The following is a 19,697-nucleotide window of genomic DNA, read 5'->3' on the forward strand; positions in this document are numbered from 1 at the left end:
CTCCACAAAAAAGGCCGTGAAAAGCCCAAACCTAACAAACAGACAAACCAAACCGTGCACAGCACGGACTGGCTATCCAAAAATTACATAAAGAAAAAATCCAACCAACCCCCAACCCGACGGGGCACAAAAGGAGGCTGGCCTAGTTAGAAGATTTAAATCAATATGCCCAAACAACTTAATATTATTTACAATGACGCCGCTTAAAGGAAAAGCGCCATCCGGCATACACCAACCGCAACACACATACGGCGTATCGCAGCCAAAATGATAAAAATCAACCAACACAAAAAGTACATTGGCACACTATTGAGTTCTCAGACATCGTCACCACACAGTCATACGGACCGCCTTGAGCGAAACGCAGTACTGCGAGTAAAGAAAATATTTCTTGTCAGGGCCTGTTTTCCTACCGCCACTCTCCAAGAACTTCAGTTCCTGTGGGGCGCTGTCGGTCGCGCTGACTCATATAAAGTTACACACGGCCTTGATAAAACACAAATATGCACTTCAATGAAGGTTTTTACCCCTTCTTGAAGTGCACTAAAACAACCTTTTTAACGCAGACATTGGATGGCGCTCAGTGTGCCCCAAACCAGCCCATGAGGCCCGGGCTAAACACGTTGGCCTTCTTCGCCATCCGGGGATATACGGCAACCCACACGACGTAGATAGTTGCCATCCCTGTGAGCGCCCACCCCATCGCAACGCTGGGATTGATAAGCCACGCTATGAACAGTGCGGCGATTACTCCCGCTAGCGCAGTGGTGTAGAGCCACGTCAGTTTGTCGGTAATGGCAAAACCTAGAAGTAGCGAGGTTGTAGCAAGACACACGATGGTGAACCCGGCTGGATTGCCCGTCCACATCATGGATACAAGATCGGCCAAGACCGATAGGACCACGGGGATTGCCGTGCACAGCAAAGTGGCCTTGGCCCAGACACCGCGCGGCAGCCCAAAGGCCACTGCATCTTTGAGTGAGCTGCGTATTGAATCAGCAACTAGCGGCAGGACAATCAACGTAACAATGACACCTACGATGCCCACGCCGGTATCCCACAGCTTGATCACCACGATGGTTATCGCCGTTGCGATGGCTGCACCAATCGCAGCCCACATCCAGGCGCGCACCTGAGGGCGCAACACAATCTGGGAGACCGGGGACGCTGAGAACCAGCCCGTCGAAGAATCACCATCGCTGCCTACGATGAGGGAGCTAGTGGTCAGTCGTGATGGCTCAAAGCGTTTCGTCATGCACACCACCCACATGAGCGCCGGCGCAATGAGGACCCACCACGGGAAGGCCCAGGGTGCGCTGACGAGAAGGAGCAAAAGCGCCAGGGAGGCATTAATTCGCCGGTGCCCGTTCCAGACGCGCGTACTGAGACCAAAGGTGAGGTAGCGCGAGAAGTCAGGCTGGACCAGGTAGAGCTGGAGCGCCATAAGGAGTGAATACCCGATGGCCCAGCCTTGCCCACGGTCCATTCCCAGCACCGGAAGGATGACAATCCACAAGGCGTAGAAGAAGCTGATCCAGCTCAGCGCCATATGCCTATAAAGCTTCATCACGCCTCCCCCAATGCCAGAACTGCCTGTTCGAGGGATACCTCGGTGGCGCGAAGCCCCATTTCCTGGGCCATGGCAAAGACGTTGGCGGTGTGGTTGGGGCGGGCGTCGACAAGCGCGCGGTCGGCCACGGCTGAGGTTTCGCGCTCAAGCACCGGGAGCTGCAAGCGCCCCAGCGCGCGATCGAGGGTTTCGGCAGAACCAGTGAGCTGGACGACGCCCTCAATGAACTCATCGATGGGGCCGGACAGAGGGTTCTCCCCCATCAGGGCTACGGTATCGAGCAAACCAGACAGTTCGTTGAGGTGATGGGTGGAGACAATAATGGTACGGCCGTGCTCCTCGCGCAGGACGTCGTAGAAAACCTCCCGCTTGGCGGCGTCGAGGCCGAGATAGGGTTCGTCGAGAAGCATGTAGGGCACCCCCGAAGCCACCGCAACAATGAAGCTCGCTGCGGACTTCTGCCCGCGGGAGAGGCCCGAGTAATTCTTCATCGGAAGCTCGAAGCGCTCGACCAGCTCCTCAGCGCGCGCTGTGCTCCACGTGGGCCAGCGCAGGCTTGCCACCGTGAAGATTTTCTTCAAATTCCAGCCTTCGGGCAACGGGTTATCTATGCCCATGAGGACAACCTTGTTGAGGACTTTTTCATTGTCGTAGGGCTTGTCGCCGTCGACCTTGATGCTGGAGCCGCCGAGCTGGCCAGCAATCTTGCGCAGCAGGGTGGTCTTGCCAATTCCGTTGGGGCCGACAAGCCCGTGAGTCAGGCCGTCATCAAACGTGAAGTGCGGGGTGGAAATCATGAATAGAGTCCTCGGCTTTCTGCGACAAGGTCGATGAGGTCATGGAGTTGCTGGCGGGTATAGCCCAGGCGCACGGCTTCGTCGATAAGCGGCGCGGCGTACTCGGCTGCGAATTCCTGGCGACGCCGCGCCCGGATCAGTTCGGCGGCACCAGAGGTGACGAACATGCCGATGCCTCGGCGTTTTTCGAGGATTCCGAGATCCACGAGGAGGGTCAGCCCCTTGCGGGCGGTCGCGGGGTTGATGCTGTGGAAGGCGGCGAGCTCGTTCGTGGACGGTGCCTGGGCACCCTCGGCGAGAGTGCCCTCGATGATGGCGTCCTCGACGAGCACCGCTATCTGACGAAAGAGTGGCTGCGCGGAGTTGTCCATGCAAACCTCTTGGCTGGTTGGTTACTCATGTAACTAACCATATAACCAACACTCGACCAGGGCAAGGTTTCCCCATTCCATATCTTTGACCTGGGAATTTCCTCAAGGTTATCGACGTTTTGTGACTAATGGGGCACACTGGACTACACCGGCCGTAGGCTGGAAGACCTCACAGAAGTGACCTAAGAAAATTAGTTAGAAAAAATAGAACGGAATTTAGGAGCCATGCTTGAACGAACACTTGTCTTCGTTGACACGTCATATCTACTCGCCAGTTTCTATAACTCCTGGGAGACGGCGCCCGTGCCCAGCTAGAGATTGATTTACCCGAAGTGGTCAGCTCCCTCGGTTCGATGATTGAAACCCAGGTGGGCAACCGCGTTCACCGCCAATATTGGTATGACGGAATCCCGGATACCGGCCCCCACCGCTACCAACGCGCACTGCGCGTCTGCGACGGCGTCCAGCTACGCACCGGCCAGCTCATCGAGTGGGGCGAGCGTCGCACACAGAAAGCCGTGGACACCCGCCTTGTCGCCGACATGATCGTCTCCGCCATGAAGGGCCAAGTCACGGACTTTGTTTTGGTCTCCGGCGATGCCGACATGATTCCCGGCGTCCAAGAAGCCGTGAACAACGGCGTGCGCGTACACCTCTATGGCTTTGGCTGGGATTCGATGTCCTCGGCGTTGCGCCATGCGTGCGACTCCACCACCATCCTGGATCCGCGGGAAGACTTCGCCGATGCAATGGAGCTCGAGGTCCTCGAAGGGCCGCTGCCGCCGACCATCCGCGAGCCCCAGCACTCCGAGGACGGCAGCGAGGGCGAAGCCGTTGCCACCGATGAGCACGCAGAGGAGTGCGACGAGCCCACCGAGGCGCAAGCCGCCTTCCCCTCCGCCCCCAAGCCCGGCCCGGCCACACCTTCTGCCGCCGCGACGGACGTTGCCGCGACTGCCTCTCATCCCGAATCGGCTGCGCCCGATACCTCCCGCAAGGAAGAGGAGCCTCTCCCCTCCGGCGAGCAGCCTTCCGCGCCCGGCATCGACTCGCAGGAGCCTGCGGGCGAGGAAGCGGACGCAGCCCCCGAAAGCTCGAAGCCAACGCCCAAGCCAGCTGCGCCCAAACCTTCGATGATGGCGCCGCGCCGCAAGCTGCGGTCGAAGTATGTTCCGCTCCCCGAAGAAGTGTGGAGCTCCGCCGGGTTCCAGTCCCCCTTTGACGTGGGGCAGCAATATGCCTCGTGGTGGTTCGACAACGCCGCGAGCGCCGATCAGCGCGACCAGGCCCACCTGCTCTCGGGCGGCGGCCTGCCCCCGGAGATCGATCGCCCGCTGCTGCAGTTCGCCTGCGAAACGCTGCACGAGTACACGCTGACAGAAACCCAGCGCGTCAACCTGCGCGATGGCTTTCACTCGGGCATCCGCGGCGTGCTCATCAATATCCGCCGCCAAGATAGCTAAACCGAAAATCGTCAAAAGGGACCTTGGAGAGCGTGGGGTTCTGAAACACCCCGGCCGCGCTGCGCGGCCCGCTCTAGAAGGTCACTTTTCTGTGTAGTGGCTTGCTTCGCAGTGGCTACTGCTTGCCCTCGGCGGAGTCCGATTCGGCGTTGGCATCACTAGCATCAGAATCGGCGCCGGCCTCAAGCGCTTGGTCGCTGGCGAAGGGCGAGTTTTCCAGCTCCTTGCTCTTGGCCATCTCGGCGCGAATCTCGTCCAAGCGGGACGTAGCGGCCATGTCGTGGCCTGCAGCCGTGATCTCCTGAATGCGGCTACCCCCCGCCGCCTGATGGAGCTCCTGGGCGCCGAGCGCATCCGCGTAGCGCTTCTCAATCTTGGCGCGCACCGAGTCCAAGGTCGGCGTGGAATCATCCGGCTTGAGCTCGTTCATTGAGTTCAAAGCCTCGGCGTTCTTTTCCTGCATCGCTGCCTGATCTGCCTGGGACAGCAACTGGTCCACCTGCGCCAGTTGCTCCTTCAGGCGGGCCTCCGACTGCTGCTGCTGGGCCTTCGCCTGCTCGGCAGCCTGGCTAGCCGCCTCGTGCTGCGTTTTCAGGTTAGCCAGCTCGTTTTCCACGGCGACCAGCTGGCTCGCTACGACCTCTGCCGCCTGGTTGTACTCGGCGGCCTTCTGCGGATCCTCAGAGGCATCCGCCAACTCCAGCGCCCGGCGGGTCTGGTCCTGATAATCCTGCTGCGTCTTCACCAGGCGGTTGAGCTGCATTTCCAACTGGGTCTTGCGTCCAATAATCTCCGCTGCGTGTTCGGAAATCTCGCGATGCTGCTTCTTCGCGCCTTCCACGGCCTGCTGGATCTGGACCTTGGGGTCAGCGTTCTCGTCGATCTTCTGATCGAAAGAAGCCATCACATACTTCCAGCCTTTGCTAAATGGATTTGCCATCGCACTCACTCCTTTGTGGTTCCTGCAGCAGTAGTTAATGCAGCTCTTATTGGTGCCCTATATAAAAAGACGCTTTCCTGCGAGTGTAGCGATACTCACAGGAAAGCGCGCGCGGCGGGGCCACCGGGACCTCACCGCAGACAAGGACTAACCAGTTCTATTCCGCCTGCTGGCTCTCCACCTGGGCGCGGACCTCGTCCATGTCGAGGGCCTTAACCTGGCCAATGAGATCCTCCAGTGCCGCCGGCGGCAGAGCGCCAGCCTCGCGGAAGACCAGGATGCCGTCGCGGAACACCATCAAGGTGGGGATGGACTGAATCTGCAGCTTCGCGGATAGCTCCTGGTTGGCCTCGGTATCCAGCTTGGCGAACGTGGCATCGGGGTGCTCTTCAGATGCCTTCTCAAAGACTGGGCCGAAGCGCTTGCACGGGCCGCACCATTCCGCCCAAGCATCGACGAGCGTAATGCCGTCGCCGGAAACGGTCTCCTGGAACGTGTCCTCAGTGATGTCAATCGTTGCCATGTCTTTTCCTATCAGTCTCGGGGATATTTCTCGGTTCTATCAACCCCCAACGGTACACAAGACTCGATTATTCCTTGCCCACATACCCCAGGGGGGTATATCCTCGACAGTGACATTAACCCCCAAGGTAAGGAGAAGGATCCACCACCATGAGCACCACAACCTACACCGTTAACGGCATGACCTGTGGCCACTGCGAGCTTTCCGTCAAGGAAGAGATCTCAGAGATCAGTGGCGTCACCGACGTTACGGCCGACCACACCACCGGCGCCGTCACCGTGACCGGGGAGGGCTTTAGCGACGACCAAGTCGCCGCCGCCGTCGTCGAAGCCGGCTACGAGTTGGCCTAAACAGCATGACTACCAGTCTCACCCTCGGCATCACCGGGATGACCTGCACGTCGTGTTCCTCCCGTGTCGAACGCAAGCTCAACAAGCTCGACAACGTTGAAGCCACGGTCAACTTCGCCACGGAGTCCGCCTCCGTGAGTTATGACCCTGCAACGACGACGCCTGCCGATCTCATCGACGTCGTCGAAGGCGCAGGCTACGGAGCGTTCACCCTGGATGGTGAGGGGGAGACGTCGACTAGCACGGCGGAGGACGCCCGCGAGAGCGAAGCCTCCGATATCCTGCAGCGCACTCTGATCTCCGCGGCGCTCTCTCTGCCCGTGATGCTGCTCTCCATGGTCCCAGCGCTGCAATTCCAGCACTGGCAGTGGGCCTGCTTGATGCTCACGACGCTCGTCTATGTCATCGGCGGAGCGCCCTTCCACCGGGCCACCTGGGCCAATCTCAAGCACGGCGCCGCCACGATGGACACGCTCATCACGCTGGGCACCACCGCCGCCTTTGGCTGGTCGCTCTACGCGCTTTTCTTTGGCGATGCCGGGATGCCCGGCATGACCATGCACATGACGCTGCGCTCCAATGACGCGCAGATGGACCATATTTATCTCGAGTCCGTCGGCATGGTTATCACGTTCCTGCTGCTTGGACGATGGTTTGAGCTCAAAGCTAAGGGGCGCTCCTCCGAGGCGCTCACCACGCTGCTGACCATGGGAGCTAAGGAAGCCACCGTGCTTCGCGACGGTACCGAAACCCGCATTCCCGCCAGCGAGCTCCGAGTAGGCGATGTTTTTGTTGTCCGCCCCGGCGAGAAGATCGCCACCGATGGCGTGATCCTCAACGGCCATTCCGCCGTGGACGAATCCCTTCTCACCGGCGAGTCGATGCCGGTTGAGGTTTCTCCCGGCAGCACGGTGACGGGCGCGACCATCAACGCCTCGGGTCGGCTCGAGGTGCGCGCCACCCGCGTCGGGTCCGACACCGTCTTGGCCCAGATGGGTGCGCTCGTCACTGCAGCCCAGACGTCGAAGGCCCCGGTCCAGCGCCTCGCGGACCGTATCGCCGCCGTCTTTGTCCCCATCGTCATCGGCATCGCCATCCTCGCGCTCTTGGCGCACCTGTGGGTCGGCGGCGCCGCCCCGGCCTTCGTGGCCGCCGTGTCTGTGCTCATCATCGCCTGCCCGTGCGCCATGGGCTTGGCGACGCCCACCGCAATCCTCGTGGGCACCGGGCGCGGCGCCGAACTGGGAATCCTCATCAAGGGTCCGGAGGTTTTGGAATCGACGCGCCGAATCGACACCATCGTGCTGGACAAGACCGGCACCATCACCGAAGGCCAGATGTCGGTGGGAGCAGTCGAACCTACGGCAGGACGCACGCAGCAGGAAGTTCTCCGCCTCGCGGCCGCCGCGGAACAGGGTTCCGAGCACCCCATCGCACGAGCCATCCGCACAGCCTACGAGGGCGAGCTCCCCGCGGCCGCGGGCTTCCACGAGCTTCCCGGCCAGGGAATCGAGGCAACGATTGAGGGCTCCCGGGTGCGGGTGGGCCGGCCGCCTGCGGGCTATGACGGCACCGGGACGCAGGTGGGCGTCTACGTGGACGATGACCTGGTGGGAACCATCGAGCTACAGGATCGCATCAAGGAATCCTCCGCCGCCGCCATCGCCGCAATGCACAAGCTAGGGCTTACCCCGCATCTACTCACCGGGGACAACGCCGGCGCGGCACATGCAGTGGCGCGGGCCGTTGGCATTGATGATGCCAACGTGACAGCAGAGGTCATGCCCGCAGACAAGGTAGAGACTATCGCTCGACTGCAGGAGCAGGGGCGGACCGTGGCCATGGTGGGCGATGGCGTCAATGACGCCGCGGCGCTCGCGCAGGCGGACCTCGGAATCGCGATGGGCGCGGGAGCCGACGTTGCCATTGAAGCTTCCGATATCACGGTGATGAACAACGACCTGCGCTCCGTCGCAGAGGCGGTGCGGCTCGCGCGCAGTACCCTGCGAATCATCAAGGGCAACCTTTTTTGGGCCTTCGCCTATAATATTATTCTTCTTCCCGTGGCCGCGTTCGGGCTGCTCAACCCCCTATTAGCGGGGTTGGCAATGGCCCTGAGCTCAGTCTTTGTGGTGACCAATTCTTTGCGACTTAAAAGCTTTACCCCCGCAGAGTAAGCTTAGCCTGCATGAATCGACTTGATCATCGCTCTATCTCACGCACGGAGAGGCTCGACCGCCTTCCCGTCACTGGAAAACACAAACGTCTCCTCTTCGGCTCCGGCATCGGCTGGGCGCTCGATGCCATGGACGTCGGTCTCATCTCCTTCATCATGGCCGCTCTGGCCGTGCACTGGGGGATCACGCCGACCCAGTCCTCGTGGCTGGCGTCCGTGGGCTTCATCGGCATGGCCTTGGGTGCCACCTTCGGCGGCCTCTTGGCGGATAAGTTCGGCCGCCGCCACATCTTTGCGCTAACCCTGCTGGTCTATGGCCTCGCGACGGGCGCCTCCGCCCTCGCAACGGGCCTCACACTCCTCATCATCCTGCGCTTCTTCATCGGACTTGGCCTCGGCGCCGAGCTGCCGGTGGCCTCCACGCTGATCTCCGAGTTCGCACCCCTCAAGGTCCGCGGGCGCATGGTGGTCTTGCTGGAGGCCTTCTGGGCCGTGGGGTGGATCCTCGCTGCGGTAATTGGAACGTTCGTCGTGGGGGCGTCGGAAAGCGGCTGGCGCTGGGCCCTGGCGCTCGGCATGGTGCCCGCGCTCTATGCCCTCTATGTGCGCCTTCACTTGCCTGAATCGGTGCGCTTCCTAGAGTCGAAGGGCCGCCACGAGGAAGCAGAAGAAATCGTCGCCTCCTTTGAGGCCGAGGTGGATGAGGCGGACATCGACCGCGCGACCCCGGCACCGACCTACTCCGAGGAAGATGTCACCGCCACCAGCATCTGGTCGAAATCCCTGCGCGGGCGCACGCTGGCGCTGTGGACCATCTGGTTCTGCGTCAACCTGTCTTACTACGGCGCCTTCATTTGGATTCCGTCGCTGCTTGTCGCGGACGGTTTCTCCCTGGTGAAGTCCTTCAGCTTCACGCTGATTATCACTCTGGCCCAACTGCCGGGTTACGCCGCAGCGGCCTGGCTCATCGAGGTCTGGGGACGCCGCTCGACGCTGGCAACCTTCCTCGTGGGCTCCGCCCTGTCCGCCGGATTCTTTGGCTTCGCCAACACTGAGGCCATGATCATCCTGGCCGGTTGCCTGCTCTCCTTCTTCAACCTCGGCGCGTGGGGCGCGCTGTACGCCATCGGCCCGGAGCTCTACCCCACCGCCCTGCGCGGGCGCGGTACTGGTGCGGCCGCGGGCTTCGGCCGACTCGCCTCCATCCTGGCGCCGCTTATCGTTCCGCCGCTCATCGCGGTGGCGGGCACGGGCTGGCTCTTCGTGCTCTTTGCAGCAGCCTTCGGCATCGCGGCCTTCGCGGCTCTGACCCTGCCAGAGTTCAAGGGGCGGGCCCTTGCTCAATAGGGTCGCCCTCGGCGCGTGGGTCGCGGTCATGGTCGCGCTCACCACGCTCAAGCCCTTCTACCAGATCGGCTACCTGTGGAAGCCGGAGAACCAGCGGGTCCGTGACCTGCGCTTGGTGCCGCTTGATGAGTTCTCCGGCGGCACCTGGTTTGGCCCGCTTTTTGAGTATGCGGGCAATACCGCCTTCTTCATTCCTTTTGGCATGCTCGTCTTCAGCATGTGCCGGTCAATCAAGGCCACTGCCGCATGGGGCTTCGCGCTGAGCTTGGCACTGGAAACAGCGCAGTATGCATTCACGCTCGGGCGCACTGATATTGATGACCTCATCTTCAATACCCTCGGCGCACTCATCGGCGCGGGGTTTGCCAGGCTGTGCGGCGAGCGCTTCTTCCCGGTGTGGCGGTGGCTGGCGCTCGCTGCGGCAGCGGTCTTCCTGGTCTTAATCATCCTCGGCCCACGGTTGGGTGACCCCAACGCCGTGGTGGACCTGTAATTTAGCCGTGCGCCATGTTCACGAACTTGGAGTAGTGCAGCTGGTGCGCGACCTTCACCGTGTCGATCGGGCCGCCGCGGTGCTTGGCCAGGATGATATCCGCCTCACCGGCACGGGGATCATCGCGGTCTTGTGAGTCCGGGCGGTAGAGCAGCATAACCATATCGGCGTCCTGCTCCAGCGAGCCGGACTCACGCAGATCCGCCAGCTGCGGCTTCTTATCGGTACGGGATTCTGGACCACGGTTCAGCTGCGAAATCGCGATGAGGGGAACCTCTAGCTCCTTGGCCAGCAACTTGAGCTGGCGCGAGAATTCTGAGACCTCTTGCTGGCGGGACTCCACCTTCTTGCCCGAAGACATCAGCTGCATATAGTCCAGCACAATGAGGTCGAGGCCGTGCTGCTGCTTCAGACGGCGGGCCTTCGAGCGGATTTCCATCATGGTGAGGTTCGGGGAATCATCGATGAACAGTGGCGCATCCTGGATGCGGTTGAGGGTGTCATCGATCTTGGCCCAATCCTCCGTGGACACGCGGCCACCGCGCATATCCGACAGCTTCACTTCCGCTTCCGCGGACAGCAAACGCATGACGATCTCGGAGGCGGACATCTCTAGGGAGAAGACCACGGAGGTCTTGTTGTGCTGCAGGGAGGCCGAGCGCATGAAGTCCATGGCCAGCGTGGACTTGCCCACGCCAGGGCGGGCGGCGACGATAATCATCTGGCCGGCACGCAGGCCATTGGTCAGGTTGTCGAGGTCGATGAACCCTGTGGGCACGCCCGACTCCACGCCGTTTTGTTGCAGGGCGGCGAGCTCATCGATCGTGGGGTCGATGAGATCACTCAGCGCACGGTAATCCTCGGTGGTCTTTTTCTGTGCCACGGCGAATACTTCCTGCTGGGCGCGGTCCAGCACGGACTCGATCTCCATGTCTTCGGAGCCCTGGAAGCCGAGTTGGACGACTCTGGTTCCGGCGTCCACCAGCTTGCGCAGCACCGCCTTCTCCGCGACAATCTCCGCGTAATAGCGGGCGTTAGCCGCAGTGGGCACCGTGGCCAGCAGGGTATGCAGGTAGGGCGCACCGCCAACGCGCTCGAGGTTGTTATAGCGATCGAGACGGGCCGCGACAATCACCGCGTCAATATCCGTGCCCGCCGCGTAAAGATCGATCATGGCTTGGTAGATGAGCGTGTGCGCAGGATAGTAGAAGTCCTCCGGCTCCAGCTCCTCAATGACCTCCATGACTGTATTCGGGCTCAGGAGCATGGCGCCGAGAACGCCCTGTTCGGCCTCGCGGTCCGCGGGCGGCTGGCGAAATTCGCCGTAGCGCTTCGGTTCTTCCTGCCGGTAAGAGCGGCGAGGTTCCTCCTCTACCGGCTCCGGCGGCGGTGGAACGTGGTCGTCGTCAAAACTGGCATTAGTCATTGCTCATCAATCCCACCGTTCATTAGTCCCACCCTGGCCGTTCCTGAAGTTCTCACTCTTCTCCGCGCCGGACGGCCAGGCTTCGATGCAGTGCCAAGCGGCAACCGCGCGTAGTACACAACAGTGTAGCCGAGGGGCAAGACACTACCCCTTGGGCATAACTCTCACAGTTATCCACAGAGAGCTGTGGAATTCCCAGGTCAGCAAAGACATGGCGTACAAAGCCAGAGGTCAGGGCTGTGGATAACTTTGCACCGCTGTGACCAGCGAAGATTATTTCTGCAGGTCAAAGCCTATTTTCTGTGGTGTGAAAATACGCACACATCCCGTGGAAAAGTAGGGGCATTACCCCGATATCGCCGCTACCAGCGGGTTAACACATGGCGGCATGAGTGAATTCACCGTTAACTGAACGCAGGTTTATCCACAGGCTGGGCGAGTTATCCACAGGCCGCGCTTGGCGACGTTTCCCTGCCTCCCGCGGTGCTAGATCTCCAAGAACGCGGCCCCTCGTAAAACGGCGCAAGGCCGTGCTTCCTCTCACCACCTCACATAGTGAAAGGAGCACGGCCTTAAAGCCTTGCTGTTGTCTTAAGGTCACGTCCTGCGTACCGGCACCGCGCCTCACACGCGGGCGAACGGAGGGTGACCGTCGTGCGCCTTAATTCTTAGGCAGCGACGACCGAGAAGTTCACCTTGCCGATAACGTCAGCGTGCAGCTTCAGCTCGACTTGGTAGTTGCCGGTCTTCTTGACCAGGCCCTTGGGCAGCACAACGATGCGCTTGTCCAGCTTCGGGCCGCCAGCGGCGGCAACGGCGTTCACGATGTCCTCAGCGGACACGGAGCCGAAGAGCTTGCCGGACTCGGAGGTCTTCACGGGGACGTTAACGTCCTTGAGCTCCTCCAGCTGGGTACGGATCTCGCGTGCGTGGTCCAGGTCGCGGATTGCGCGAGCTTCCTGGGCGCGCTTGATGCCCTCGATCTGCTTCTCAGCACCGCGGGTAGCAACGATTGCCAGGCCGCGCGGAAGCAGGTAGTTACGTCCGTAGCCGTCCTTAACCTCTACAATTTCGCCGGGGGCGCCGAGGTTCTCAACGGCAGCGGTGAGGATCAGCTTCATGATCCCTGCCTTTCAATTGAGTTAAATGAATACTTGCGTGACAGTCTTAGAACGGGGGTTCTGCATCCGCACCACCAAAGCTTCCCGCTTGGGGTGCAGAATTCCACGGATCGTTACTCGGAGCCGACTGCTGCTGAGACTGCTGCGGGGCAGAGGACTGGGACTGGTTTCCAGAGAAACCGCCCTGGTTTCCGGAGAAACCGCCCTGGTTGCCGCCGCCGTAGTTAGCACCACCCTGCTGCTGGCCGCCACCATAGTTGCCGCCGCCGTTGCCGGACTTGCGGTTAACCTGTGCGGATGCATAACGCAGGGACGGGCCGACCTCATCGACCTCGATTTCAAAAACAGTGCGGTTCTCGCCCTCACGGGTCTGGTAAGACCGCTGGCGCAAACGGCCAGTAACGATAACGCGCATGCCCTTGGTCAAGGTCTCCGCAACGTTTTCTGCGGCTTGGCGCCACACGTTGCAGGTGAGGAACATGGCCTCGCCGTCCTCCCACTGGGAAGTCTGCTGATTATAGCGACGCGGGGTGGAGGCAACACGGAAATTTGCCACTGCGGCACCCGCTGGGGTGAAGCGCAGTTCCGGGTCGGCCACAATGTTGCCGACAACCGTAATGTTGGTATCTCCCTGAGCCATGTCTTTACTCCTTAATATCGGTTACGTGGATTGCTCGAAACCCAGTATCCGCTATTTGCTGTCGGTGCGCAGAACCTTGGTACGCATAATGGAGTCGTTCAGGTTCAGACGGCGATCAAGCTCGAGAACCGAGTGGGATTCACACTCCAGCTCCACGACTGCGTAGATGCCCTCTTCCTTCTTGTTGATCGGGTATGCAAGACGGCGCTTGCCCCACACATCAACCTTTTCGACTTTGCCGCCATCCTTGCGGATCGTTTCGAGGAACTTGTCTAGGGACGGGGTTACGGTGCGCTCATCCTGGTTAGGATCCAGAATGATCATGACTTCGTAGTGACGCACGGACCTCATCACCTCCTATGGTCTAGTAATTGGTATCGGCCATATCACCTTTGCGGATATGGCAGGAGGGTCTGTTGCGTCAAGCAACCCTCACACAGTACCGCACTGACCGGCGGAAAAGGAAATCCCCCATCTCCTCGGCTGCCGCTAGTGGGTCGCCGCGACGAAGATCGCCGATCCCGCCGGGATCACCGTGAGAAACAGCAAAGCCAGCAAGCCCAGCACAACCGGCCAGGTGCGGTCTTGAGAGCGCTGAAACAGGTAGTAGGCGCTCAACACACAAAGGAAGCCCAGCGTGATGGAGACGATGCCCACGATGGTGATAGTCATCGTGCAAAATCCCCCGCCAACGGGTCCCTGCCGCCATGAGCGGCGCGGACCTTGTCCTCAGACTTGCCCCACATCTGGCGGATGATGAGCACACCGATGGCAATGATGAAGCCATCGCGCGTCAGCACCGCGATATCGAGCATCTCGTGCGGCAGGCCCTTATTTTCCGAGCCGAGCATGTGCCAGGTGAGGATGGGCCAGAGAAGGGCGTCGGCAAGCGCCCAGCTAAAGATGAGCCGCCACCTGGGAAGGGCCAGGAGTGCCGGGACGACCAGCCACAGGGAGTACTGCGGGGACCACACCTTGTTGAAAATGAGGAAGGCCATGATGATGAGGTAGATCATTTCGGCTACTCGCGGCGCGCGCGGCGCCTTAAGGCCCATGATGGCAATCGCCCCGCAGCTCACCAGAAACGCCACGAGTGAGAAAGTGTTGAGGAATTCGGGCTCAAAACTCACGCCCGTCACGCGGCTCAAGAGCGCATAGATCGTGGTCCACTCGGCACCGCGTTCTTGATTGAGCCGGAAGAATTCGCGCCAGGCCTCGGGGTAGGCCAGCGCCACGGGAAGGTTCACCACCAGCCACGTCGCGGCGGTTGCCGCGACCATCCTAGTGAAAGGCGCCCACCGCTTGTGGCGGATGGCCAACACCAGAAACGCGCCCAAGATAAACAGGGGCCACAGCTTGAATGCCGTGCCGAGCCCGATGAGAATGCCGGCGAGCCAGTTCTTGCGCTTTTTCACGGCGAGAAGGGCACCCACCATGAACGCTACCGACGGGATGTCCCAATTGGTGAAGGCGTGGATGACCACGAGCGGGCTGGCCGCCATGAGAATGGTATCCCATGCCCGATTGCCCGTGAGCTGGAATACCATGACCACGGTGCCGACCCACACGAGGGACAAGATGAGCGTGGTCAGCCCAAAGTACCAACTGACCTCGGCCATACCAATCCACTCGACGGCCGGATACGTGGTGCGCGCCAGCCAGCCGACGACCCCCTGGAACAGGCCCGCCAGTACCGGGTACTCCATGTAGCGCGTGAGGTCCCCCTCCACCCAGGAATAGGCATAGGGGAAGCCAGGCTGGTCTAAGCCGCGCCCGCCATAGAGCGGCACGATGTCGTTATAACAAAAGGACGTGTACTGGCGGTTGCCATCCCAGTTCAGGCTGATGAGGCCGTCCTCGCCTCGGCGGCTGCCCGCGCAGGTTGCCTTACTCAAGAATCCAAACGCCAGGAACGTCCACGCCAGTGTGATGATGACGCGCAGCGGCGTCCACCAACCAGAGTGGGACGAGCGGGCGAAGCGCCCCGTCGGCCCGCCGAGGGCATCGATGGCGCCACGGGTCATCGATTCGGATGAGAGTGGGACAAGCTGCGAAGAAGTGTGATGGCTCACCGGGGGATCAATCTCCTATTGGCCAAGCAATTGGTCGAGGCCATCTCCATTAAGAATGTCATCGAGTGAAGGTACTTCAGGGTTAGCGGGTTGCTCAGGCTGCTCAGGCTGGGCCGGCTGCTCTGGGCTACCGCCCTGACCCTCGTCGTGGTGCTCGCCGCCCTCGGCAGGTGTTTCCTCTTCACCCTCGGTGCTGTCGCTCTCCGGGCTCGCCGGCGTCTGGTTCCACGTGGTGGTCTGGCTCGGATCATAGACATATCCCGAGCCCCAGCTGCCGACGCCGTAATGAACCGGATAAGCCTGCGGGAAGGGCTGTTGCTCCACGTTGGCCAGAGAGGTGTCCAAGATGGACTTCCAGATCTTCGTCGGTGCATCCGAGCCGTACATAATTCCGCCCCACTGATTAAAGATTGCGGAGGTGTTGTCGGCCGTGCCTACCCACACCGCTGTAGCCAGCTGCGGCGTGGAACCGACCATCCACGCATCCTTGTTCTGGCCCGTATCGCCCAGCTGCGTCGTACCAGTCTTGGACGCAGACGGGCGTCCGCCAGCTAGCGCACCATTGGACCATGCGGCAATTGGCTGCATCGCGGAGATCACGTTGTTGGCCACGTTAGCGGACACGCGGCGCTCACCGCCATCAGTTGGATTCTCGTAGAGAACCTCACCCGCGTCGTTTTCTACCTTTTCCACGAAGTGCGGCTGATGCCATATGCCTTGGTTGGTCAAGGTGGCCATTGCCGTCGCCATATCGAGCGGACGCGACTGGTACTGGCCTAGCACGATGCCCTCGTACGGCGTTCCACCATTTTCAGTGAGGGTCTTCTCAATTCCCGGCAGACTGCGCGCCACGCCCAGGGCGTGGGCCATGTCCGCGGTGTCCTGCGTCTTGTTTTCCAAGTCATCCTGGAGGCGCAGGAAGGACGTGTTATAAGACTTCTTCATTGCCTCAGCGATGGAGCAGCTACCGCAGCCGCCACCCACGTCGTTGGTCACGATCTGCGATCCTGGCAGCTGGTAGGGCGCCGAGGAGTAATAAGTATTGAGATCGATGCCCTGCTGGAGTGCTGCGGCCAGGGTCATAATCTTGAAGGTTGAGCCTGTCTGCAGCGGGGAATTGGCATAATCCCAGCCGCCAGAATCATCGCCGCCATAGTAGCCGCGCACGGCACCCGTAGCCGGGTCAATGGTGACAGCCGCCGCGCGCGCATCATCCTGAAGCTGGTCCAACTCTGCGTGGGCAGCATCCGTCGATGCATTCTGGACGGTCATGTCAATGGTCGTCGTCACCTTCAGGCCACCAGTGGCCAGCTGATCCTCGGTGATGCCCACGCGAGCGAGCTCATCGATGACCTGATTCTTGATGTGGCCATAAGCTCCCGGCGCTTCGGTGTAGGCAGAGTACTCAGACGGATCACGGGTTTCCGGGAAGACGAGCTGGTCACGTTCAGCCTGATCTAGGTCACCCATCTCAACGAGACCATCCATGACGTAGTCCCAACGAGCATGGGAACGTTCCTCATCTACCCAGGGATCGAGGACGGACGGTGACTGGATAACGCCTGCCAACAGCGCGCCTTCTTCCTTGGTGAGGTCCTTGGCGTCCTTATTAAAGTACGCATTGGATGCAGCCTCGATGCCATACGCATTGCGGCCGAAGTAGACCGTGTTGAGGTAGGCGTTGAGGATGTCCTCCTTGGACCATTCGTTGGTCATCTTCACCGAGTAGATGAGCTCACGAATCTTGCGGACGTAGGAGTACTCGTCACCAACGAGAGTATTCTTCACATATTGCTGAGTAATCGTCGAGCCACCACCGGCGGAAGCATCACCGGTGAGCTTGCCCAAGACGGCACGGCCCAGACCTGTAAAGGAAAAGCCCGAGTTGGTCCAGAACTCGCGGTCCTCGGCCGCGAGGACAGAATCCTCAACGTAATCCGGGATCTCATCCAGGGTCACCTGGCGGCGGTTGCCCTCCGGTGGAACTAGTTTGGCCAGCTGGGTTTCGCCGTCGCCGGCGACAATCGTGGAAATCTGGCTCGGCTGCAGCTCCTTGGGCTCGGGGACGTCGTATTGCGTATACGCGTACCCAAAGAGCAAGGCGGGGATGCCGACAATTACAAATAAGACAGCGAGCACGATCCACGGCCAGCGGCGTGTGCGGCCGGACGAACGCCTACTCCTGTGCGAGGCGCTCTTCTTGCGATTACCTGACTTTCGCCCGGAGGTTTCCTTCTCGGTCACTAATCCGTGTCCTCATCAATCCTGTACAGAAACTGTAAATACATGCAGCTTACCGGCGTGAACTGGGAAGCCAAAACTACCTTCGAGCATAGACCGTGGCCGCTCGAAGCAGATGATTCCAGCGGCATGCCGGGCACACTTCCACGAAATGCACTGTAAACTCCAGCCCCTCGGCCGCCATTTCCGCAATTTCCGCCGCGCTGCGCGCGCTTCCCGCACGGCGCTTTAAAGAGTCGCCATAAACCCAGCGGGTCAGTCGCAGCTCTTCTCCGCACACCGGGCACGGCTTCTGCATGTCAACGCCGTGGTGCTCCGCCGCCGCGCGAAGGAGAAAATCAGCACCACACAGTTCTTCGCGCGTCACTTTTCCCGCGCGAAGCTCGCGCAGATGCTGCGCGCGCTCCCATTCATAGGAGACTTCGTTGCGGTAGGCCACTTCTGGCCTTGTCTTTGCAGACTCTGCCTTGGACGGAGAATTCACGCCGGACAGTGTAGTGCGGGCAGCGTCAACAATCTAGGCTCCCCTTGGGCACTTCGCGACGCAAAACCTAATTTTTTAGTCAGCTAACTACCGCCGCGAGTGGATTGTAGCTACACTTATTTTCCATGAGTGAAGAAACTATCGAATCCCCGATCCCCTACGAGGACGCCCTGGATGTTGCCCGCCAGATCCAGCCCGCGCTCAATAAGCTCATGCTCATCTTCCAGCGCACAACGGAGGGCACGTCCCTAACCACCTCGCAGGTCTCGATCATGAATCAACTGCGCCTGCGTGGGCCCTCTCGCGTCAGCACCATCGCCCAAGCAGAGTTGATCCGGATGCCCACCGCGTCCAATGCACTGTACCAATTGGAGCGCCAAGGCTTCGTGGAACGGCACCGCGATGAAAAGGACCGCCGCGGCGTTCTCGTCGCCCTCACCCAGCTCGGCGAATCCGAGCTGACCATCGTCTCCCGCCAGCGTGCGGCAGCTTTGGCCGAGATCTTGCGCTGGCTTGAACCGGAGGACATCAAGGACGCCAATTCTTTGGTCAACCTGATTTCCAAACTCGCGGATGTGTACCGCCCCACCATGGACGGAAAATAGACCAAAAAGCGCCGGTAGAACAGATTTTATTTTAAAGCGTGAAGGGTCGATAATGAAGGAAACGACCCCGATCCTTTTGATGAATGGCTAAGAAATCTTCACACCCCGCGGAAGGACAGTCCTCCTCGGAGGACCGTATCCCCCCGCTTCGCGTACTCGTCTCGTGGAGTCCTAGCTCCACGGGCACCGAGGCCATCGAGTTTGCCGCATGGCTTGCGCGTTCCACGCCCGTTCAGATCCGGGTAGTATCCACGATTTCGCAACCCCTCACCGTGACGTCGCTCAGCAAGCTCAGCGGCTCCTATAAGCAGTGGTTCAAGAAGGAGCGCGCAACCTGCGAACGCGCCGTTAAGCAGGCCTTGGACGCAGCCGGGGTGGACAAGGACCAGCTCGATAAGAACGTCTCCGTTCTCATCGCGGGACCGTCCCGCCCGCAGCTGCTGGAGCAAGCGGCTACGGATTTCAACGCGCACGTCATCCTCCTGGGGGCCAACCAGTCCGCGCCGAAGGGCCGTTTCTTCTCCGGTTCTACCGCCGATGCGCTGCTGCACTACTCGCCGCTTCCCGTGGGTCTCACCCCACGCGGTATCAAGCTGTCCAAGCACGGAGTGACGCGCATCAATTTCGCCTTCACCGAACTTGGCCGCGCTGACGATCCCGCCCTCCGGCACGCAGCTTGCATTGCGCAGCGCGGCGGCATCCCCTTGCGTATCCTGGCGTTTTCCGCCAAGGGGCTGGTCGACGTCCCCCTCGAATACTCCCCCACTTTTCCCTCCGACGCCCCCAATTGGCGCGAGCACTCGCTCTCGCTGTTGGACCGCGCCCACGATTTCATCGCAGAGGCCTTCCCGGAGATTTCCGTCACGACGGACATCGGCAGCGGCCACGGCTGGTCCGGCGCGGTGGATTCGCTCAAGTGGAAGAAGGGCGACCTGCTCTGCTTGGGCTCCTCCCCCATGGGACCGATCGAGCGCGTCTTCATCGGCAGCACCGCCACCGAACTACTCCCCCACGTGGGCGTGCCAGTCCTGGTCTGCCCGAGCACCTATGACCCCGAAGCACGTTAGACTTGCACAGC

20 protein-coding genes are annotated in these 19,697 nt (G+C 60.7%); 7 read left to right on the forward strand and 13 right to left on the reverse strand.

All coding sequences use genetic code 11. The features are described from left to right. Positions 1–580 precede the first annotated feature (580 nt). From FME68_RS06340 to FME68_RS06350, 3 genes are read right to left on the reverse strand one after another with little or no spacing between them, the layout of a single operon-like run. Positions 581–1,567: a hypothetical protein gene (locus FME68_RS06340; protein ID WP_158396918.1), complete on the reverse strand. Its 987-nt coding sequence runs from the start codon at positions 1,565–1,567 to the stop codon at positions 581–583. Then, complete coding sequence (locus FME68_RS06345) at positions 1,567–2,367, reverse strand: ATP-binding cassette domain-containing protein (RefSeq protein ID WP_158396708.1); 801 nt, start codon at positions 2,365–2,367, stop codon at positions 1,567–1,569. Before FME68_RS06345 ends, FME68_RS06340 begins: the two co-directional genes overlap by 1 nt. Beyond that, on the reverse strand, positions 2,364–2,738 hold the full coding sequence (locus FME68_RS06350; RefSeq protein WP_158396710.1) for a GntR family transcriptional regulator: 375 nt from the start codon (positions 2,736–2,738) through the stop codon (positions 2,364–2,366). The genes FME68_RS06345 and FME68_RS06350 overlap by 4 nt, the downstream gene beginning before the upstream one ends. A 353-nt stretch (positions 2,739–3,091) precedes the next feature. On the opposite strand from FME68_RS06350, the gene FME68_RS06355 reads away from it, so the two are divergent. After that, positions 3,092–4,201 carry an NYN domain-containing protein gene (locus tag FME68_RS06355; RefSeq protein WP_395888105.1) on the forward strand — a complete coding sequence of 370 codons (1,110 nt, stop codon included), beginning with the start codon at positions 3,092–3,094 and terminating at the stop codon, positions 4,199–4,201. A gap of 115 nt (positions 4,202–4,316) precedes the next feature. Here the strand turns inward: FME68_RS06355 and FME68_RS06360 are convergent, their stop codons facing one another. Together FME68_RS06360 and trxA are read right to left on the reverse strand one after the other, a co-directional pair. Further along, on the reverse strand, positions 4,317–5,141 hold the full coding sequence (locus tag FME68_RS06360) for a PspA/IM30 family protein (protein ID WP_070681798.1): 825 nt from the start codon (positions 5,139–5,141) through the stop codon (positions 4,317–4,319). A 157-nt stretch (positions 5,142–5,298) separates the two neighbouring features. Then, the gene (trxA, locus tag FME68_RS06365) at positions 5,299–5,664 is read right to left on the reverse strand and encodes a thioredoxin (RefSeq protein WP_046648797.1); all 366 of its coding nucleotides are present in this window, start codon (positions 5,662–5,664) and stop codon (positions 5,299–5,301) included. Between the two features lie 149 nt (positions 5,665–5,813). Here trxA and FME68_RS06375 point away from each other — a divergent pair, with 149 nt between their 5' ends. Genes FME68_RS06375 through FME68_RS06390 form a run of 4 tightly spaced genes read left to right on the forward strand, consistent with a single transcriptional unit; the run spans position 5,814 to position 10,030 of the window. Then, the gene (locus tag FME68_RS06375) at positions 5,814–6,014 is read left to right on the forward strand and encodes a heavy-metal-associated domain-containing protein (RefSeq protein WP_046648796.1); all 201 of its coding nucleotides are present in this window, start codon (positions 5,814–5,816) and stop codon (positions 6,012–6,014) included. A gap of 5 nt (positions 6,015–6,019) precedes the next feature. Further along, positions 6,020–8,191 (forward strand): heavy metal translocating P-type ATPase, encoded by a 2,172-nt coding sequence (locus tag FME68_RS06380; RefSeq protein WP_158396712.1) that lies wholly within the window; start codon positions 6,020–6,022, stop codon positions 8,189–8,191. A gap of 11 nt (positions 8,192–8,202) precedes the next feature. Next, the gene (locus FME68_RS06385) at positions 8,203–9,537 is read left to right on the forward strand and encodes an MFS transporter (RefSeq protein WP_158396714.1); all 1,335 of its coding nucleotides are present in this window, start codon (positions 8,203–8,205) and stop codon (positions 9,535–9,537) included. Beyond that, the gene (locus FME68_RS06390) at positions 9,527–10,030 is read left to right on the forward strand and encodes a VanZ family protein (protein ID WP_439329111.1); all 504 of its coding nucleotides are present in this window, start codon (positions 9,527–9,529) and stop codon (positions 10,028–10,030) included. Before FME68_RS06385 ends, FME68_RS06390 begins: the two co-directional genes overlap by 11 nt. A 1-nt stretch (position 10,031) precedes the next feature. Here FME68_RS06390 and dnaB read toward each other — a convergent pair whose 3' ends face one another. The 8 genes from dnaB to FME68_RS06430 all read right to left on the reverse strand — a co-directional run bounded on the left by dnaB (position 10,032) and on the right by FME68_RS06430 (position 17,969). Beyond that, positions 10,032–11,456 (reverse strand): replicative DNA helicase, encoded by a 1,425-nt coding sequence (gene dnaB / locus FME68_RS06395; RefSeq protein ID WP_046648794.1) that lies wholly within the window; start codon positions 11,454–11,456, stop codon positions 10,032–10,034. 668 nt (positions 11,457–12,124) lie between these two features. Next, on the reverse strand, positions 12,125–12,577 hold the full coding sequence (rplI, locus tag FME68_RS06400; protein ID WP_010187895.1) for a 50S ribosomal protein L9: 453 nt from the start codon (positions 12,575–12,577) through the stop codon (positions 12,125–12,127). A 46-nt stretch (positions 12,578–12,623) separates the two neighbouring features. Further along, the gene (locus FME68_RS06405; protein WP_046648793.1) at positions 12,624–13,217 is read right to left on the reverse strand and encodes a single-stranded DNA-binding protein; all 594 of its coding nucleotides are present in this window, start codon (positions 13,215–13,217) and stop codon (positions 12,624–12,626) included. A gap of 51 nt (positions 13,218–13,268) precedes the next feature. After that, the gene (gene rpsF, locus FME68_RS06410) at positions 13,269–13,559 is read right to left on the reverse strand and encodes a 30S ribosomal protein S6 (protein WP_175973876.1); all 291 of its coding nucleotides are present in this window, start codon (positions 13,557–13,559) and stop codon (positions 13,269–13,271) included. A 147-nt stretch (positions 13,560–13,706) separates the two neighbouring features. Then, positions 13,707–13,889, reverse strand: a complete 183-nt coding sequence (locus FME68_RS06415; protein WP_046648791.1) for a hypothetical protein — start codon at positions 13,887–13,889, stop codon at positions 13,707–13,709. Next, positions 13,886–15,241, reverse strand: coding sequence for a glycosyltransferase family 87 protein (locus tag FME68_RS06420; RefSeq protein ID WP_102234471.1), 1,356 nt, complete (start codon positions 15,239–15,241; stop codon positions 13,886–13,888). The genes FME68_RS06415 and FME68_RS06420 overlap by 4 nt, the downstream gene beginning before the upstream one ends. 63 nt (positions 15,242–15,304) lie before the next feature. Beyond that, the gene (locus tag FME68_RS06425; RefSeq protein WP_102234462.1) at positions 15,305–17,533 is read right to left on the reverse strand and encodes a transglycosylase domain-containing protein; all 2,229 of its coding nucleotides are present in this window, start codon (positions 17,531–17,533) and stop codon (positions 15,305–15,307) included. A 76-nt stretch (positions 17,534–17,609) separates the two neighbouring features. Further along, positions 17,610–17,969: a DUF5318 family protein gene (locus FME68_RS06430; protein WP_328287763.1), complete on the reverse strand. Its 360-nt coding sequence runs from the start codon at positions 17,967–17,969 to the stop codon at positions 17,610–17,612. Positions 17,970–18,139: 170 nt separating this feature from the next. Between FME68_RS06430 and FME68_RS06435 the strand changes: the two genes are divergently transcribed. Together FME68_RS06435 and FME68_RS06440 are read left to right on the forward strand one after the other, a co-directional pair. Next, positions 18,140–18,619 carry a MarR family winged helix-turn-helix transcriptional regulator gene (locus tag FME68_RS06435; RefSeq protein ID WP_046648788.1) on the forward strand — a complete coding sequence of 160 codons (480 nt, stop codon included), beginning with the start codon at positions 18,140–18,142 and terminating at the stop codon, positions 18,617–18,619. An 83-nt stretch (positions 18,620–18,702) separates the two neighbouring features. Continuing rightward, the gene (locus tag FME68_RS06440; protein ID WP_070547018.1) at positions 18,703–19,686 is read left to right on the forward strand and encodes a universal stress protein; all 984 of its coding nucleotides are present in this window, start codon (positions 18,703–18,705) and stop codon (positions 19,684–19,686) included. Positions 19,687–19,697: the final 11 nt, after the last annotated feature.

The organism is Corynebacterium hiratae (assembly GCF_009708045.1).
Classification (GTDB): domain Bacteria; phylum Actinomycetota; class Actinomycetes; order Mycobacteriales; family Mycobacteriaceae; genus Corynebacterium; species Corynebacterium hiratae.

What these genes read in the sequence shown, in the direction of transcription:
- FME68_RS06360 (WP_070681798.1), bottom strand. Translation starts at nt 5,141, where the DNA reads ATGGCAAATCCATTTAGCAAAGGCTGGAAGTATGTGATGGCTTCTTTC.
- dnaB (WP_046648794.1), bottom strand. Translation starts at nt 11,456, where the DNA reads ATGACTAATGCCAGTTTTGACGACGACCACGTTCCACCGCCGCCGGAG.
- FME68_RS06375 (WP_046648796.1), top strand. Translation starts at nt 5,814, where the DNA reads ATGAGCACCACAACCTACACCGTTAACGGCATGACCTGTGGCCACTGC.
- FME68_RS06385 (WP_158396714.1), top strand. Translation starts at nt 8,203, where the DNA reads ATGAATCGACTTGATCATCGCTCTATCTCACGCACGGAGAGGCTCGAC.
- FME68_RS06380 (WP_158396712.1), top strand. Translation starts at nt 6,020, where the DNA reads ATGACTACCAGTCTCACCCTCGGCATCACCGGGATGACCTGCACGTCG.
- FME68_RS06435 (WP_046648788.1), top strand. Translation starts at nt 18,140, where the DNA reads ATGAGTGAAGAAACTATCGAATCCCCGATCCCCTACGAGGACGCCCTG.
- FME68_RS06340 (WP_158396918.1), bottom strand. Translation starts at nt 1,567, where the DNA reads ATGAAGCTTTATAGGCATATGGCGCTGAGCTGGATCAGCTTCTTCTAC.
- FME68_RS06415 (WP_046648791.1), bottom strand. Translation starts at nt 13,889, where the DNA reads ATGACTATCACCATCGTGGGCATCGTCTCCATCACGCTGGGCTTCCTT.
- FME68_RS06405 (WP_046648793.1), bottom strand. Translation starts at nt 13,217, where the DNA reads ATGGCTCAGGGAGATACCAACATTACGGTTGTCGGCAACATTGTGGCC.
- FME68_RS06345 (WP_158396708.1), bottom strand. Translation starts at nt 2,367, where the DNA reads ATGATTTCCACCCCGCACTTCACGTTTGATGACGGCCTGACTCACGGG.
- trxA (WP_046648797.1), bottom strand. Translation starts at nt 5,664, where the DNA reads ATGGCAACGATTGACATCACTGAGGACACGTTCCAGGAGACCGTTTCC.
- FME68_RS06440 (WP_070547018.1), top strand. Translation starts at nt 18,703, where the DNA reads ATGGCTAAGAAATCTTCACACCCCGCGGAAGGACAGTCCTCCTCGGAG.
- rplI (WP_010187895.1), bottom strand. Translation starts at nt 12,577, where the DNA reads ATGAAGCTGATCCTCACCGCTGCCGTTGAGAACCTCGGCGCCCCCGGC.
- FME68_RS06350 (WP_158396710.1), bottom strand. Translation starts at nt 2,738, where the DNA reads ATGGACAACTCCGCGCAGCCACTCTTTCGTCAGATAGCGGTGCTCGTC.
- FME68_RS06420 (WP_102234471.1), bottom strand. Translation starts at nt 15,241, where the DNA reads ATGACCCGTGGCGCCATCGATGCCCTCGGCGGGCCGACGGGGCGCTTC.
- FME68_RS06355 (WP_395888105.1), top strand. Translation starts at nt 3,092, where the DNA reads ATGATTGAAACCCAGGTGGGCAACCGCGTTCACCGCCAATATTGGTAT.